This is a genomic window from Bradyrhizobium sp. cf659 (assembly GCF_900113725.1).
In the GTDB taxonomy this organism is placed as follows: Bacteria; Pseudomonadota; Alphaproteobacteria; order Rhizobiales; family Xanthobacteraceae; genus Bradyrhizobium.
Genome location: NZ_FOQJ01000001.1, coordinates 1529879 through 1545325 on the forward strand (window position 1 = coordinate 1529879; position 15447 = coordinate 1545325).

Consider the following 15447-nt stretch of genomic DNA (forward strand, 5'->3'; position numbering starts at 1 on the left):
GCATCAACCGATGCTGGTGAGCCCCGGGAAACGCTCCAGCAGCCACTCAGAGACCGCCGGCATTAGGCCGGTCAGGAACATCAGGCCGGTCGCGACCAGAAAGACGCCCATCGTCTTCTCGACCAGGCCAAGATGCTTCCGCGCACGCCCAAGCGCCGCAATGAATCTGCCGGTGAAGGCGGCCGCGATCAGGAAGGGAATGCCGGTCCCGATCGAATAAGCCAGGAGCAGCAGCGCGCCTCGTCCCGTGGTCTCCTCCGAGCCTGCCATCAGCAGCACCGCGGCGAGAATGGGGCCTGCGCAGGGCGTCCAGCCGAATGCGAAGGCCAGCCCCATGACGAAGGCACCCGCGAGACCGGCCGGCCGCTTGTCGACCTGCACGGCCGCGCTGCGATAGAGCAGCGGAATCCTGAACAGCCCCAGAAAATGCAGGCCCATGACGATGATCAGGCCGCCGGCGACGATGCCGAGCGTCGACAGATGTGCGGAGATGAAGCGTCCCGCGATCGACGCGGTCGAGCCGAGCGCGACGAACACCAGGGAAAAGCCCGCCACAAAGGCCAGGGCGGAGACCAGGATGCGTGGCCGCAGCTCCGGCCTCTCGCTCGACAGATCCGTGACGGAGACGCCGGCCATGTAGCAGAGGAAGGGCGGCACCAGGGGCAGGATACAGGGCGACAGAAACGACAACAGACCCGCGACGAAGGCCGCGCCCAGCGTGACGTCCAAGGTCATTGCATCTCATCCCTATCACATATACGAATTTAATGATATAAAGGGCCATCGAAGTCCAGAGGTCCTTTGCCCAGGATGAATCGAATCATCACCTTGCTCGCAACCATTGTCGCCCTCGCGCTTCCCGCGGCGGGATCGCGCGCGGCCGAGCTCGTCATGTTCGAGCGGGCGGGCTGCGTGTGGTGCGCGCGCTTTGACGCCGAGATCGCGCCGATCTACGGCAAGACCGGGGAAAGCCAGGCCGCGCCGCTTCGCCGAGTCGACCTGAACAGCCCACTGCCCGCCGATCTCGCTGGAATCGACCCCGGCGCCTTCACGCCGACCTTCGTCGTGGTAAAAGAGGGCCGTGAGATCGGACGCATTCGCGGCTATCCGGGGAACGCTTTCTTCTTCGGCCTCCTGGACCGGATCCTGTCCGGCACAGGTTCGGAACCGGGTAGGTCGTAACCGCTCTCGAGGGATTTTGGTCAGGAGAATTTGACGCGATGCCATTGCCAAAGCTGAAGGAGATCGAGGGCTCCGCCGAGCTCGAGCAGATGATCGAGAAGGCGCGCGAGGCGAGCGACATGCTCAAGGCGTTGTCGCACGAGTCCCGTCTGCTGCTACTCTGCATCCTTGCCGAGGGCGAGAAATCGGTGACCGAGCTCGAGCAGTTCCTGGGCGAGCGGCAGTCCACAGTTTCGCAGCAGCTCGCGCGACTGAGACTTGACCGGCTGGTGACGACCCGCCGCGACGGCAAGGCGATCTACTACAGCCTCGCCAACGAGGACGTCCGCAAGATTCTTACCGCCGTCTACGACGTGTTCTGCGAACCAGTGCGTCGGCGCCGCCGGTAGTTTTCCGTTCTGGATTTTCGCGCCTTCCCGGCGCAGACTGCCTGACAAGAAGAACGAACATCCCCGGGAGGAATGCTGGGCCCTTCGACCATAGCGTTTGCATGCGGGCTTGCCGCCGGTGCCGTGCTCGGCGTTTCCGGCCGTGCGGGCCGCTTCTGTACGCTCGCGATGCTCGAGGATGCGTTCTTCGGATCGGATTTTCGCCGGCTCCGATCCTTTGCTCTGGCCGCGGCGGTCGCCCTGCTCACGACCCAAGCGCTGGCCGAGTTCGGCATCGTAGACCTGTCGCGGTCGATCTATCTCACGGCATCGATCGGCCTGGGCGGCGCGATCATAGGCGGGTTGATGTTCGGCGTCGGCATGGCGCTGGTCGGCACCTGCGGTTTCGGCACGCTGGTGCGAATCGGCGGTGGCGATCTGCGTGCCATCGTAGTCTTTCTCGTACTCGGTCTGTCCGCGCTCGCGACTATGCGCGGCATCACCGGCATGCTCCGCGTGAAGCTGATCGAGCCATTGTCGGTACGCCTCACCGAAGGTAACAACCAGACGCTGACTTCGCTGCTCGGGGCCGGCAGCACGACGCGCGCAATCCTCGTCGCGTCGATTGCCGCCGCACTCGCTTTCTGGGCGCTCGCTGATGGCCGGCTGATCCGGTCGCCGCGACTATTGATCTCCGGTCTTGCCGTCGGCGCTGCGATTGCATTCGGATGGTTCGCGACTGGATGGCTCGCGGATGACGAATTCGATCCCGTACGCGTCTCCTCGCTCACCTTCGTTGCCCCGCTTGGCGACACCATCCTTTACATCGCCACCTTCTCCGGCGCGCGGTTGAACTTTGGCATCGGCTCGGTCGCCGGCGTCGTCGCCGGCTCGTTTGTCGCCGCCATGCTCGGGCGCGGCTTTCGCTGGGAGGCTTGCGACGACGCCCGTGAATTGAAGCGTCACATGAGCGGCGCGCTTCTGATGGGCATTGGCGGCATCATGTCGATGGGCTGCACCATCGGTCAGGGATTGACCGCATTCTCAACACTCGCTCTCTCGGCGCCGATCACAATGCTGGCGATTGCCGTCGGAGCGCGGCTCGGGCTTGAGTTCACGATGACTGGCGAGTGGCTGCCAGCAGTGCGCAAGCTGTTCGGCGTCTCGACGTAGTGGAAAAACCACCGCTTCTGCACATGTGGCCGGAATTCGAAGCGACTTCACCAAGAAGCAGTCAGCTCTCGACGGCTTCACCCTTTGTCCAAGCCAACGCAATTCGTACTAGTGGGATTCGTCCGCGATCGTCAGAAGTGCAACATCGCATAAAATCGCAGTCCGGCGCGCAAAATCGTGGTCCACGGTAGAGGGGCGTGACTCGCCCCCCAATACGATTTTTGTCTTCACCGCAAAATGGTCGCGACAACACGCCAAGCCGAGCTCTCGTTGGTAACGCGCATCAACCACCTTCACGCAAGCACCCAGCTCTAGACCCTGCATCCCTTCAGAGAGCGAATACCCCACCCTTGCTGACGATAGATTTTTCTTGATCTCCCGGTGCACACGTCGTGCACACGACGCCATCTAACCGGTTGAAAAACCTGAACTCTCGCTCCAATCCATCATGGGGAAGTTTGAACTAGGTCCAGCCAACAAAAGCTAGCTCGGGACATGAACCGCTGCATGCGGGCTTTGTCGGCCTCGGCATGCTCACGGCCCGCCAAACGGCTTTGGTCTCTCCAGCGGGACGAAAGCGCTCAGATGGGCTGGGTATGTCGACGCGCCGCCGCCTATCGTCGTGCCGGTGCTGATGCTCAAGTAGACGTCCTTCACCCCCCTTGGGCGTTTCCAGCAGGATCCAGTTCTTGCTCACGTCGCCTATGCCGATAGTCGTAAAGCGCATCGACCTGCCGAACTGCGAACAGGAGATTGGCTTTTCAGTCGTAAACGAATTCCAGGGGCCATGCAGGGTACCCGATCTACCGCCGGTCTTCGGAAGGCTTAAGCCAAAGCCCAGGCCGACCGCCGCATAGACGTAGGTGCACTTCAAATTGTTTTCCGTGTCCCATATGGAGAACAAGGCGCTGGCAAACGCAATCCCGGCTCCAGCCCTGCCCTTCACGATGCGCTTGATGGCCGCCCTCGCGGCGAACGAGATCGAACCGTCGACCTCAAGCAGCATGGCTATCTTGAAATTTCGACTGACTTTTGGCTTCGGCGGAACGGGTCGCGGCAAGTCTGGCTTTATGATCGGTTCGAAATAGACCTTCGGCAGCACCCAAAGGACCACTGATCTATCGTTGTCTTCGTCCAGCCTATGATTTGCCGTCTGTGTATTGCCGATGGCGTGCGTCTGCATTTGCTCCGGGTGGATGCCCATCTCGGACAGAGACCGCGCGACTGTAATCACGCGGTTGGCTGATGTCGTCATATTCCAATCGGCCGCACCGATCCGGCTCGCGGAGCCCGTCATCCAGATCTGACCGGCGTCGTCCTCGAGTAGGGGGGCCACTTTGCTCTTCAGAAATTCGGAATGCTCTTTCTTCAAGCCCCGAAACTGGTAGCCGGCAAAGTCATCGAAATCGAAATTCCAGAGCCGCGCGTGCAGAACCCCCACTCCTGAAAACTCCAGATCGACGTCAACCTTGCCCGGACCAGTTTTGTGAAACATGTCTCTTCGACCTGCAGTAAACAGATAGCAACTCGTCGGCGATCGGCCGGACGGCGCAGGACCGCCTTGTCTTTAGCGCGGGCAAGAGAAGAGAAGTTCATGAAATCGGCAGCTACAACGAAGGTTGTGATCTTCTTCCCATTTCGATCTGGCGCCGAAGCAGTGTGCGCTGTGCAACGCGACATCATTGTCGCGATCGGAGCAGCGACGACCTAGGAGGGGTCGCGGTAGGACAGGCCGTGGAACTCGTACAGCACGACGGCTTCGAGGAATTTCCCTAGACTTGGAAGCCCCTACCCAACCGCTGTCAAAACGGCAGCGCATCTAGATAGGACTTTTGCCGGCTTGCTCTGCGTCTGCCTGATCCCCATCAAAAACAGAGCGAAACGGTAGGCGTCGCCCAGCAACCGCAGCGCAATATCGCGGAAGCACTTGGTGTGCTCGTTGGTGATTTGGGGGCATTGCGTGTGAATTGCGGATGGCTTTGCGCAAAGCAGGCGAAGTGGTCGCCAGTCCTGTGATCGCAATCATGGACTCTCGCGCTAAACGTCTGAACTGGAGCGACGAGGTTCTCGCGAACAGGAACCTGGCGTCGTTTCCTCGATCTACTCTCACTAAGGCTGTCGCTGCCATGCGCGAAACGCAGTCATTCAATTGCTTTTCGATTTCCGACAAGGGGCTCGCCAAGGGCTCCACCTACGAGGCCTGGCGCGATGGAACTTGCCGTAAGTCCGGCCGCCTCGACGTCGGGCCGGGAGCACACGACTACGTCGATTGCCACAATGTAATCGTTTGGCTGAATTCAGTGGAGGCCGCCTCGCGCAGAGGACGTTCGGACCGTTTCGCGCGGACGCGCGATCTGCAGGACGACGGAGGCGACGACTTCTGCGGTCGGCCGACGACTTATCCGCCAAATCGCTTGACCAGCTTTGAGCCTTTGGCTGCATCGATCTGCTGGCCAGTCAAGTCGGAGCCAGCGCTCAATCCTATCGTCATGAGGTTCTTGACGCGCTGTGCCGCCTGCTTCTCATTGGAATAATCGATCTCGACGTGATCAAGGCTCATCAGATGACCAAGCTCGTGAGCCCAGGCGCGTCCATTGGCGTGGTCATTGCCATACCACTGGACGAAGCTTGCCGGCTCGGGTTCGCTATTGGGGTATGAGCCTCCGCCAGCGGACAGATTTTCAATCGAATTGACGAGGTAGATGTGGACGGCATTGTCCGGATCGTGCCGAGAGGTAAGAACACCCAGCAATCGCTGATCATTGCTGCGTGCGCTCTTTGCCATGTCGAGCGGCTTCTCCATCAAGCAATCGCTGATCACGAACGCGATCTTGGCCTTTGACCAGATCGTATTGACCACGTCGAGCGCCTTCTTGGCCGTGTCGCTGCTCCATTGCCTGGGCTCAACGACCCCTCTCTCGGCAAATGGCGTGATGTAAATCCTCAAGGGAATTGGCATTGGTTTCTCCGAAGTTCGGAATTTGCGATTGTATCTCCGCGCGCTGTCCTCCGCAATTCGGAGGACTGGTTTCATTTCGACTCTACCGAAGGAACAATGTCCGGGGGACATGACCCCGATGGAGATTCACCGCGCCGGCTACACCGACATCCAAGAAGACGCCGATCTCGTGTCTCACCGTCGGGCACCGGCAGTATAGACAGGGCGAGCCGGCTATTTGCCGCGGGCTACCGCGTCTGTTTGCTTATCGACGCCCAGTTTGCTCGACGCGTCGGATCAGGCGACGTCGGGCTCGATGTGGCTCAAGCTCGTCATTGGATCGTCCTGCGCTCGAAGATCGAGCGCTCCGGCGGGAACTTGAAAATGACGGTCTTCACTTGGGGAGATGAAGAGTACAAAGGCCACAAGAACGTCCTCTCTCACGGAGGATCAGCTCCTGGAGAACTCCTACGGCTTCGTAGTCGCCAAGCCATGGCTCGATGGACGAGTCGAATTCTTCGCAAAGTCCATCACTGCCCGAAGCCGAACTGACGGCCTCGCTCCGCGCTGTTGACCTGAATGCAAGCTGCGACCGAGACGGTCGATCCGCGAGCCCGTCCTTGGACTTCACGTCCCCTCGATTGCCGTCAGCGGAACTTTCGTTTGAACCACGCCAGAGCCTTCTGGTGCGCTGCCGCGAACATGCCAGCAAGAATACAATAACTGTTTTAGATCAACATCTTATACCGAGCTCGCACGACAGCACTGGCGGGCGCCCATCATCCACATGAATCGGCGCACAACGCCCGACCGCAATAATCCTCCGCACCTTTTGAACGCCTCCGCATTTCAAAACAACACATAGGAATGGATCGGGCTCGAGATCGGTATTGTATGCAGATAGGCAGCCGCCAGTAGCGTACGGATTCAGGAATTATTTCTTACGCGGCCGTACTCGCGACGTTACCATTCTACGGGCATAGGTTGGGTGTTCGCCATGAGATTGCACCTCCGGGTTTGTCTTCTTCTCGCCGCTTCGCTGTTCCTGGCCTCTCAGCCAGCCTGGGCGACAAAGCGCGTGGCTTTGGTGGTCGGCAATTCCAGCTATCAAAACGCCCCACTGCTTCCAAACCCGGCCAATGACGCTGCGGCCATCGCCGCGACCTTGAAGGGCGCAGGTTTCGATGTGGTTGACTCAAGGCTCAACCTCGCCGCGACCGACATGCGGCGGGCCCTGAGAGAATTCGCCGATCAGGCCCGCAATGCCGACATTGCCTTGGTGTACTATGCTGGCCACGGTATCGAGATCGACGGAACGAACTATCTGATCCCGACAGACGCCCGACTCGAGCGTGACACGGATATCTATGACGAAGCATTCTCGCTCGACCGTGTCCTGCTGGCGATCGAGCCTGCGAGGCAGCTGCGCGTTGTGATCGTCGACGCGTGCCGCAACAATCCGTTTGCCGACTCAATGAAGCGTACAGTTGCCTCGCGATCAATCAGCCGCGGGCTGGCCAGGGTCGAACCTGCCGTCTCCAACACACTGATCGCGTTTGCCGCGAAAGCCGGACTAACCGCACTCGATGGCAACAGCAAGAATAGTCCGTACGCGACGGCTCTCGTGAAGTATATTGCAAAGCCGGGGCTCGACTTGCGCAGGGCTTTCGGCTTCGTCCGCGACGATGTCTTGCAAGCCACGGGCAACCGACAGGAGCCCTATGTCTACGGCTCGCTGGGCGGCGAAGACGTTGCACTTGTTCCGGCTGCCAAGGCCGAGGAGCCGATACAAGCAGCCAACCCCCAGTCGGAAATTCGTCGCGATTACGAATTGGCCTTGCAGCTCCGCAACAAGCCCGCTCTGAACGCGTTCCTGACCCAGCATCCGGACGGATACTACTCAAATCTGGCCAAGCTGCAGCTTAATCAGCTCGAGGCCGAGGACGCACGCGTCGCGGCGACGGCGAAAGCGCAGCAGGCCGAGCAGCAACAAGCTCGCCTGATGTCCCAGGGCGCCCAGCGTGCCGAACAGGAGAAGGCGGCCGCGGATCTGAAGGCTGCGGAAGAGGCCCGGATTGCCGCCGAGAGGACGAAGCAAGCGGCGCAGGAGCAGGCCACCGAGGCGGAACGGAAACGGACTGCATCCGAATCTACAATCGTCGCTGCACTCTCCGGGAATAAGCCGGCCGTTGAGAGTACCGTCGCGGACAACCCTACGGCCGCTGCGCCCGGTGAGGACAGCAAGACGCCCAAGCTTGCGGCACTGAGCGACGAGCCGCGCCAGACCGATGTCGCAAGAGCCGATATCGCCAAGTCCGTACAAGGCGAATTGAGCCGCGTCGGCTGCTTCGCCGGCCCCGTCGATGGCCAATGGAATGCGGCCTCACAGCGCTCGTTGGCTCTCTTCAACCGGCACGCAGGCACCAAACTGGACGTCAAGCTTGCAAGTCTGGATGCTCTTGACGCGATCAAACTTAGGCCATCGCGGGTCTGCCCGCTGATCTGCGATCGCGGCTACAGGCCCGACGGCGACCAGTGCAGCAAGATCACCTGTGCCGAGGGCTCGTTCCTCAACGACGACAATGAATGCGAGAAGCAGCGCGGGAAGAAGCCGGTTGCCAAGAGCAATACGGATGACCGTCCGTCGCGCGCGGATCGTTCGGCCCGCCAGAGTCGGCAGCCGACAGCGGACGTTCCGCCGCGACAGGCGAGCCCGAAGCCGCAGGCGGATGGTGCCAGGCGCAGCGCATCAGGCGCGGGGGGACAGATCTACTGCAATGACCTCTTGTGCCGCCCCGTCAGGCGCGGCTGCCATCTCGAATATCGCGGCGGAGGTGGCCCCTACGCCAATCCCAATGCCGAGGTCTGCAACTAGCGCGGCGAGACGCCACGCTGGCGTCGTCAGGAGCTATCGGGACGCCGGATTATCTCGAGTGTGCCGAGCCGCCGAGCCTAACCTCGGCTCGGTCGACGACCTTGTGTCTGACTTGGCCGAAGCGGAGCGACCTGCGTGGTGGCGTGTGAGCTCGAGCAGAAGGACGCCAACGCCTTTCCAGGGGTGACGCTCTTCACGAAGCGGCAGGCGCCCGGCATGAAGCCGACGGCGGTTTATCTTCCGCCAAAGCACCCAACAGCCGCCACCAAGTTCGATGTCGTGATCTGGCTTCACGGCTTCTACGTCAAAAACCATGAATTTCTGTTCCACAACGATCCAGCGCGGCTGCGCGAACAGGTCCGGGATTCCGGCAAGGACGTGGTGCTCATCGCGCCATTTCTGGGCTACGAATATGCCGTCGGCGACAGCTTTGCCGGAGACTACAACGTGAAGGACCTGGCAGCCCCGACATGGGGCGAGCGCTACCTCGACGAGATCCTTCGAGCTCTCGCCAACTTCCTGGGCGCTTCCTCGACGCCCATTCCGCAGCTGCAGATCGGCAAGCTCATCATCGCATGCCACTCCGGTGGCGGTAACGGCATGCGCAACCTCGTAGGAAGCCTCGGAAAGTATCAGTCAAAGCTGACGGCATGTTGGGGATTTGACTGCCTCTACGGCGCCAGAGCGCAGCCCGACGATGCGACGTTCTGGTACCAGTGGCTGTCGGGACAGAACGGCCGCGCGCTCGAGATCGTGTATGGTCCGTCAACTCTCCCGCAATCCGTGAAGCTGGACCTGATCGGACGCGGGCTGGCGACGACCGATGGCAATCAAGCTCAGCCGCAGCGCCCTGCCCTCAAGAACCTCACCGTGAGCTTGGGCCACTACGATCTATTCCCGGCATTTGGCCAGATGGTCAGGGTCAACGATCTGGACCCGGCTTTCGTGGATCGCTTCATGATTCCGCAGGTCGCCGACCAGCCCCGGGTGAACAATAAGCCCGCGCCGCAGCGCGGGGAATTCCTCCAGCATGCGATTTCCAACGTTCGCAGCGCTTTTCCCTTTCCGAAGGACATTCACTACATGATCGCCCGGGGCGGCTTCTTCAGCCGGCTAAGCAAACTTTAGCCTTCACAATGCCTTAGCCTGACGGGCTCACTTGATGGTGTAGGACTTGACGTCGAACGACCAATTGTTTGTCACCAGCTTTCCGCTGCCGTTGTCCAGCACTCGCAGCTCACTGGTCCAGGCCGATAGATAGCTCAACGCCTCGGCCTGATCTTGTAGCTTGCGCGGCAAGTCTGGCAAATCGAGCAACTGCACCCGCCGCTCGCTCAGGATGGCGATCATCACTGCTGATCCGGTTGGCGGTGAGACGGCATATTCAAAACCACGCTGCCTTGCCGCCGGGGTCGGAACGACAAATTCGACGCCGGGCTTGACGAGATTGATGTCGCGTCCGTCCGACTGTGCCAATAGTTCCGGAGTCGGAAAGATCTGGGACATCCGCCCTTCCGCGTCGACGTCGACGAGAATGAGATATCCCGGCTTCCTCGCGGTGACGCCGAACGAAACCTTGCCGCCGAGGTTGACGGTCTGACCCGGCAGGATCTGAAGGGACACACTGGCGGTATTGGCCTGCCTGCGCGTCGCTTGTACGGGCCAAAGCCAGGGTGCATACGTCGTGCCGACATGCAGCGATGCCGACGGCAACGGTGCTGCGGACGCAGCTCCGCTACCCGCCAGCAGCAGCAGGAATGCGAGCCATGGTCGCTCCTGGCGGATCGGCTGCGATGACGGCATGGCCTGCTCTCCCTAAAAGTCAGGGAGCACTGAAGAAGCCGATCGAGGCGATTCGTGCGTCCGCAGGCAAGTAACGTTCGAGACTCTTGATCACCTGCCCCGAGGCGCGACGCCGGTTGAGCTGCATCAGGACCGTCTCAAGATCGACCATACGCTGCTGCGAGGTCACAGCGACGATCTGTTCCGCACCGAACGGCTCGCCGACCCTGAGCGGTAGGCGCAAACTCGCCGATCGGGCCAACGCCGCATCGGAACCTACCGGATACAACAATTGGATGGTGCCATCGCCGGACACATTAAACAGCAACACCGCTCTTGACCCCACATCAGACAGATCAACTTCGACGGTCTGGCCAGCACGCTGTTGACGATCGTCTGGCCAGATGCGCATGATCTGCGGCGACCGGGTCGCAATGCGCTTCAGTTCACGAATTGCCGCTGTCCGGTCAACGACCGTCGGCAGGCTGGCAACGTCGATCCCGTAGGCGACTACGTCGCCCCACGCGATCACGTCGTGCGACACGGGATCCCAGATCAGGTCGGGATTGTCCGTCGGTTGAACAGCCTGCACGGGAACATCCTTTGGCACCACGCTCGCAAAATAGTTCGTCTTGCCGTCGAGCGCCGCCAACCGGATTGGCGCAGCGAGACGGAGGGGGGCCGGCGCGTCGCCGGTCGGAAGTTCCTTGGTCGCCGCCGCGGCAAGGGTGGGAATGTTTGGTGCCTTGGCCGTGACAGCCGGCGGCCCGGGCGCTTGTCCCTCGACGGGCGCCCCGGATCCGGCCGGGCCGGAGGCCGCTCTCGCGGCCGGCCCCTGAATCAGCACGACACCGCGTGTCAATTCGAAGGCGATGTCGGTATCCGGCGTCTGAGGCGGCGATGATATGGTCACGATGTTCTGGCGCTGGTCCGAGAGCTGATAGACCACCTGTCGAACATTGCTGAAGAGCTCCTTGAGCGTCACCTTCCCATCGTGATTGATGTCCGCGCTCCCCTCCACCGCCCGCGCGACCGCATAGCTGAGTGCCCCGCGCAGGCCATCGATGCCAGGGATGCGGACTTCCGGCGCCTTGGTGTAGCGGTCCACCGCAGCCAGGAACGCCGTGTGGTCAAGATCGAGTTCTGACTTCGGATCGTTGCTGTCCGACACCGGCTTCAGTTCGTCGACCAGCAACGTGTAACGCGGGACCTGCCGGAAGCTCATCTCAGCGGCACGCGGATCGATATCGCGCACCATACCGCCGCCGTGGCAGGTATCAGCCACGAAGATCACCTTCGCTCCGCGAAGCTCGAACTGCCGGATGAAATGGTTGAACTCACTGCCCAGAACACGTTCAACGGACCCGGTTGGCGTGGTTTCAAAGCCTGGCAGCAGGAACACGTTTTCCATCCCGTCCGGCTCCGAGCCCTTGACGCGCTCCGGCTCCTGGGTTCCATGACCTGCGATCGACAGAAAGATGAGGTCGTTGTTCTTGGTCCGCTCCACCAGTGCACTGATCTCGCGCAAGACGCTTGCCCTGTCGGCCTGGGCGTTAGTCAGTACGACGACGTCGCCAACCCCCATGCTCGTCAAGCTGGTCACGATGTCAGTGGCGTCGGCGACCGCGCCCTTCAATTTCCGCACGTGCTGATAGTCATCGATCCCGATCACGAGCGCGCGCACCGCCGCTCCGTCCGGATTGCTGATCGACAATCCTCCTGCCGCATGCGCGTGCGGGGGTATCAGCCCGATCAACGCAGCGAGCCCGATGGTGGCGCATAGCCGCTTGATCCCGCAATCAAGTTCCCTGGGCATCCACATCGTGATCCACCTCGACATCCTGCCTATCCATTCTGTAGCGCCAGCGACACACCGGGTTCAGCGCCTTTTGCTTGCCGTCTTGCGGCCCGCCTGCGGTTCGGCCTCTTGGTAGGCGCTCGCTGAAACTGTCGCCTGGTCATCCGCGAACGCCCGAAAGCGGACCGGAACGTAGCCACGCGAAAGCAGGCTCGCCAACGGGTAGACGTTGCGGCAGACGCGGCCGTTGCAGCCACCGGTCGAGGATTCCATCACCTCCGCCTTGCGATCGGGCGTGAACCGCAGGAACAACATCACATGCGAGCCCGGCTTGTTCAGCGCATCGCCGGGCCTCAGGTCCCAGGGATTTGCCACGGGGGCTGCGATCGCAGGAATAGCGGCAGTCGTGTAGTGGACGGAGAGCCCCCACGCGGCGCTGACGAATGCCGAACAGTCGACGCCAGCCACATCCGGCCGTGGCGCATTGCGAGTGCACACATTGCCAGCCAGCGTTCCGCTCTCGATCCGCTGACGGAAGTTCGCGAGCGATCCGTGGCAGCCCCAGCAATAAGGTACGCCGCGCACCTCCTGGTTCACTTTTCCCTGCAGATACCACGGCCGACGAACACGGCTGAAGCCGCTGCATTGGCTGTCGGGATCGCTGCCGTAGTTGGCCTGCGTCAGCTTCCACTGGATGCCCTCGAACGCAAACGCGGTCTCGATCGCCTGCTGGCGATTGGAAGGTCTCACAGCGGCCGACGCGTCGAATTTGACGCCGGATTGCGGTGCCGGCGCGGCTGCCGTTCGCGACGGCCGCACGTCGATAATCGAAGCGTTGGTCAGAGGCCGGAAGCCGACGCCAACCACTTCAATGCCGTCCGGCTTGGTCCGGAGGAAATAGACATCGCCATCGCCCGAAACCGTGACGAACCGCCGGGTCAGCGGCGTATTTTCCAAAGGAAGCTCATAGATTCCTTCGAGACGGCCGTTCGCAGCATAGCGTGCGACGAACGTGGAGGCGTTCTTTCCCGATGGCGGAACGTCCTCGGCAAGCACGTAGAAGCGATCGCCGTTGTCGATCTCAAGAAACTCCACCGTTCCGAGCTGGTTGCGCACCCGCAAGCTTAGCTGTCCGATCGTCTCGTTGGTGACCATGGTCTGGATCTCGACCCTTACGCTGGCATTGCCCTTGTCCGGAATGATATCGGCGATCACCGAGCCCTTACTTCGAGACGCCACATATTGCCGGTCGGGCTGCCGCGTCGTCTTGACGATGGCCGCGCGGGTATTCTGGTCGAGCAAGTCGGCCGCGCTGCCGGGCGCCTGCGATCCCATCTGGGCGAAAGCGGAGACGGCGACCTGATCGTCCGCGCTACGGCTCGAGACCTCCTCAAGCTGGATCACGTCACCACCGATTCCGCGCGTGGACTGCCCTGGCGCCGCCTTCAGCGTCCGTACGCCGCCGTCCCAAACCATGATGTCGTCGTTGTGGACCACGAGATCGGTCGGCTGGACGTCCTTCGGCATCTTGAGGACGTCAGGGTCTAAGTTCGGCTGTTTTGGGTCAAACTGCAGGATGCGACCGTTGACCTGATCGAGCACAAACAGGTTACCCTGCCCGTCGGCGCTGAGTGCTTGTGGTCCCGCGAGTTCCACGTCCTCGCTGGCCGGAACGATGCCGACCATGGAAGCAGCCAAACCGCTGGCAAAGCTGCGGACGACAGTATCGTCGGCATGCGCCTTGGTTCCGAAAATGCCAGCGCCAACGATGAAGACCCAGATCCAACGATTTGGACGAAGCATGTTCGCCTCAATGTACCCCGAACCGATCGCCGCGTCGGATCGACTAATCCGAGATGCCGTTGATGCGGCACGTCAATTAGTGGTGAGCAATCTCAATCACGTTCAATTCTATCACTTGACGGTGATAGTCCGAATTTTCTTCAGCTTGCGGTGCAAAACATGGCCCGGAACAGATTTGAGCAGGTCAATGAAATCCAGCCCGACGCGATCACGCTGGTCCTCAAGCGCGATAATGACGGCGCCTCCGGGTCGATCGTGCTGCCGGCAGCCGCGAGCGGGGGGCGGCTGACAACTGACCAAGTGAGCGCACAGCTACCGGCCCAGGACGCCTTTCGCGGGGCGATTCGGTTGGCGAACGACGTAAAGCTCGCGATCGTGGTGTGCGATCCAGACGGGGTCTGGAAGTCCGAATGGGGCGATCTTTATCAGCCGATCGAATGACGCGCTCCGGATGGAACCGGCATATGCTGCGGCGCCACATGGAGACTAACGTGGTGAGTAGACCCTCCACCCGGCCGTCGTTCCGGGTACCAGCCTTAATGGTCGCGCTGTTGATTGCGAGCGGCTGGCCGGCGCGGGCCAACGACTCGGCCGCCGAGCTGTCGATCGGCGGGCTCCAGTTCGTTCGCACCAATGACGTGGCCATGGAGAGCGAGGACCTTCGTATCGCGCTCGACAGGGTCAGCGTTCGCTACCAATTCGTCAACGTCACCAGCAAGCCGGTTACGCTTACTATTGCCTTTCCGCTGCCCGACATCGACCTGTCGGAGGCCGAGAACATTGCGTTGCCGTCAAGCGATCCGATCAACTTCGTCGACTTCGAGACTAAGGTCGACGGCAGCCCAGCGCCGCTGACCATCGATCAGCGTGCCATGGTGGGCAACAAGGATGTCACCGCCCTGCTCCGGGAGCTCAAGCTGCCGCTGCTGCCGATCGGCGGCCGCGAGATCCGCGTGGCCGACCTGCCCGAGGCAACCAGAACCCGGCTCGTGGATAATGGCCTTTTGATGCCTGCTGGCATGAGCGACAACGGTCGCCAGCAATATGCACCAGGCTGGGTCACGAAGACCTCGGCTGTGCGCCAGCAGGTGTTTCCGCCGACGCGCACCGTCACGGTCGAACACCAGTATCGGCCAAGCGTCGGCTCCAGCCCTGACACCATCCTGCGCTCGGGCCTGCGCCGTAGCAACGCTCTCAGTCAGGAGGTCGCTCGTTACCGGAAAGAGTATTGCGTCCAGGATACGTTCCTCGCCGAGATCGACAAACGTGCGGGCAATAGCCAAGCCAACACCGCGAAGCTGCAGGAGCGGCGTATATCATACGTGCTCAAGACCGGTGCGAATTGGGCAGGACCGATCCGGTCGTTCAAGCTGACCATCGACCCAGGCGGCAGCGACCGCCTGGTCAGCTTCTGTCCGGGACGGCTCAAGGCATCCTCCACCGGAAGCACACTTGAATATACCGCAAACGACTTCAAGCCGGATGCCGACCTGAAAATCCTGGTAATCGGAACATTCTGAGCGTGCCG

At 61.3% G+C, this 15447-nt stretch carries 13 protein-coding genes; 7 read left to right on the plus strand and 6 right to left on the minus strand.

Annotation, left to right across the window (positions count from 1 at the left end):
• Positions 1 to 3: 3 nt before the first annotated feature.
• Positions 4 to 735 (minus strand): cytochrome c biogenesis CcdA family protein, encoded by a 732-nt coding sequence (locus tag BM118_RS07495; RefSeq protein WP_092183591.1) that lies wholly within the window; start codon positions 733 to 735, stop codon positions 4 to 6.
• Positions 736 to 810: 75 nt separating this feature from the next.
• On the opposite strand from BM118_RS07495, the gene BM118_RS07500 reads away from it, so the two are divergent.
• The 3 genes from BM118_RS07500 to BM118_RS07510 all read left to right on the plus strand — a co-directional run bounded on the left by BM118_RS07500 (position 811) and on the right by BM118_RS07510 (position 2723).
• Positions 811 to 1182: a thioredoxin domain-containing protein gene (locus BM118_RS07500; protein ID WP_092183593.1), complete on the plus strand. Its 372-nt coding sequence runs from the start codon at positions 811 to 813 to the stop codon at positions 1180 to 1182.
• Between the two features lie 38 nt (positions 1183 to 1220).
• Positions 1221 to 1571, plus strand: a complete 351-nt coding sequence (locus tag BM118_RS07505) for an ArsR/SmtB family transcription factor (RefSeq protein WP_092183595.1) — start codon at positions 1221 to 1223, stop codon at positions 1569 to 1571.
• Positions 1572 to 1643: 72 nt separating this feature from the next.
• Positions 1644 to 2723: a YeeE/YedE family protein gene (locus BM118_RS07510; RefSeq protein WP_092183597.1), complete on the plus strand. Its 1080-nt coding sequence runs from the start codon at positions 1644 to 1646 to the stop codon at positions 2721 to 2723.
• Between the two features lie 463 nt (positions 2724 to 3186).
• Here BM118_RS07510 and BM118_RS07515 read toward each other — a convergent pair whose 3' ends face one another.
• A complete protein-coding gene (locus BM118_RS07515) occupies positions 3187 to 4218 on the minus strand; it encodes an OmpA family protein (protein WP_244550079.1) in 1032 nt (343 codons plus the stop codon).
• A 903-nt stretch (positions 4219 to 5121) separates the two neighbouring features.
• Positions 5122 to 5682, minus strand: coding sequence for a hypothetical protein (locus BM118_RS07520; protein ID WP_092183599.1), 561 nt, complete (start codon positions 5680 to 5682; stop codon positions 5122 to 5124).
• A 976-nt stretch (positions 5683 to 6658) separates the two neighbouring features.
• Between BM118_RS07520 and BM118_RS07525 the strand changes: the two genes are divergently transcribed.
• Entirely contained in the window at positions 6659 to 8536 is a 1878-nt protein-coding gene (locus BM118_RS07525) for a caspase family protein (protein ID WP_177234081.1), read from the plus strand.
• A 135-nt stretch (positions 8537 to 8671) separates the two neighbouring features.
• Complete coding sequence (locus tag BM118_RS07530) at positions 8672 to 9664, plus strand: alpha/beta hydrolase family protein (protein ID WP_092183603.1); 993 nt, start codon at positions 8672 to 8674, stop codon at positions 9662 to 9664.
• A 27-nt stretch (positions 9665 to 9691) separates the two neighbouring features.
• Here the strand turns inward: BM118_RS07530 and BM118_RS07535 are convergent, their stop codons facing one another.
• From BM118_RS07535 to BM118_RS07545, 3 genes are read right to left on the minus strand one after another with little or no spacing between them, the layout of a single operon-like run.
• On the minus strand, positions 9692 to 10339 hold the full coding sequence (locus BM118_RS07535) for a DUF4384 domain-containing protein (RefSeq protein WP_092183605.1): 648 nt from the start codon (positions 10337 to 10339) through the stop codon (positions 9692 to 9694).
• A gap of 19 nt (positions 10340 to 10358) precedes the next feature.
• On the minus strand, positions 10359 to 12158 hold the full coding sequence (locus BM118_RS07540; RefSeq protein ID WP_092183607.1) for a caspase family protein: 1800 nt from the start codon (positions 12156 to 12158) through the stop codon (positions 10359 to 10361).
• Positions 12159 to 12197: 39 nt separating this feature from the next.
• On the minus strand, positions 12198 to 13919 hold the full coding sequence (locus tag BM118_RS07545) for an NHL repeat-containing protein (RefSeq protein ID WP_092183609.1): 1722 nt from the start codon (positions 13917 to 13919) through the stop codon (positions 12198 to 12200).
• Positions 13920 to 14078: 159 nt separating this feature from the next.
• Between BM118_RS07545 and BM118_RS07550 the strand changes: the two genes are divergently transcribed.
• Both BM118_RS07550 and BM118_RS07555 read left to right on the plus strand, forming a co-directional pair.
• The gene (locus BM118_RS07550) at positions 14079 to 14360 is read left to right on the plus strand and encodes a hypothetical protein (protein WP_177234082.1); all 282 of its coding nucleotides are present in this window, start codon (positions 14079 to 14081) and stop codon (positions 14358 to 14360) included.
• 98 nt (positions 14361 to 14458) lie between these two features.
• Entirely contained in the window at positions 14459 to 15439 is a 981-nt protein-coding gene (locus BM118_RS07555; RefSeq protein WP_177234083.1) for a DUF4424 domain-containing protein, read from the plus strand.
• Positions 15440 to 15447: the final 8 nt, after the last annotated feature.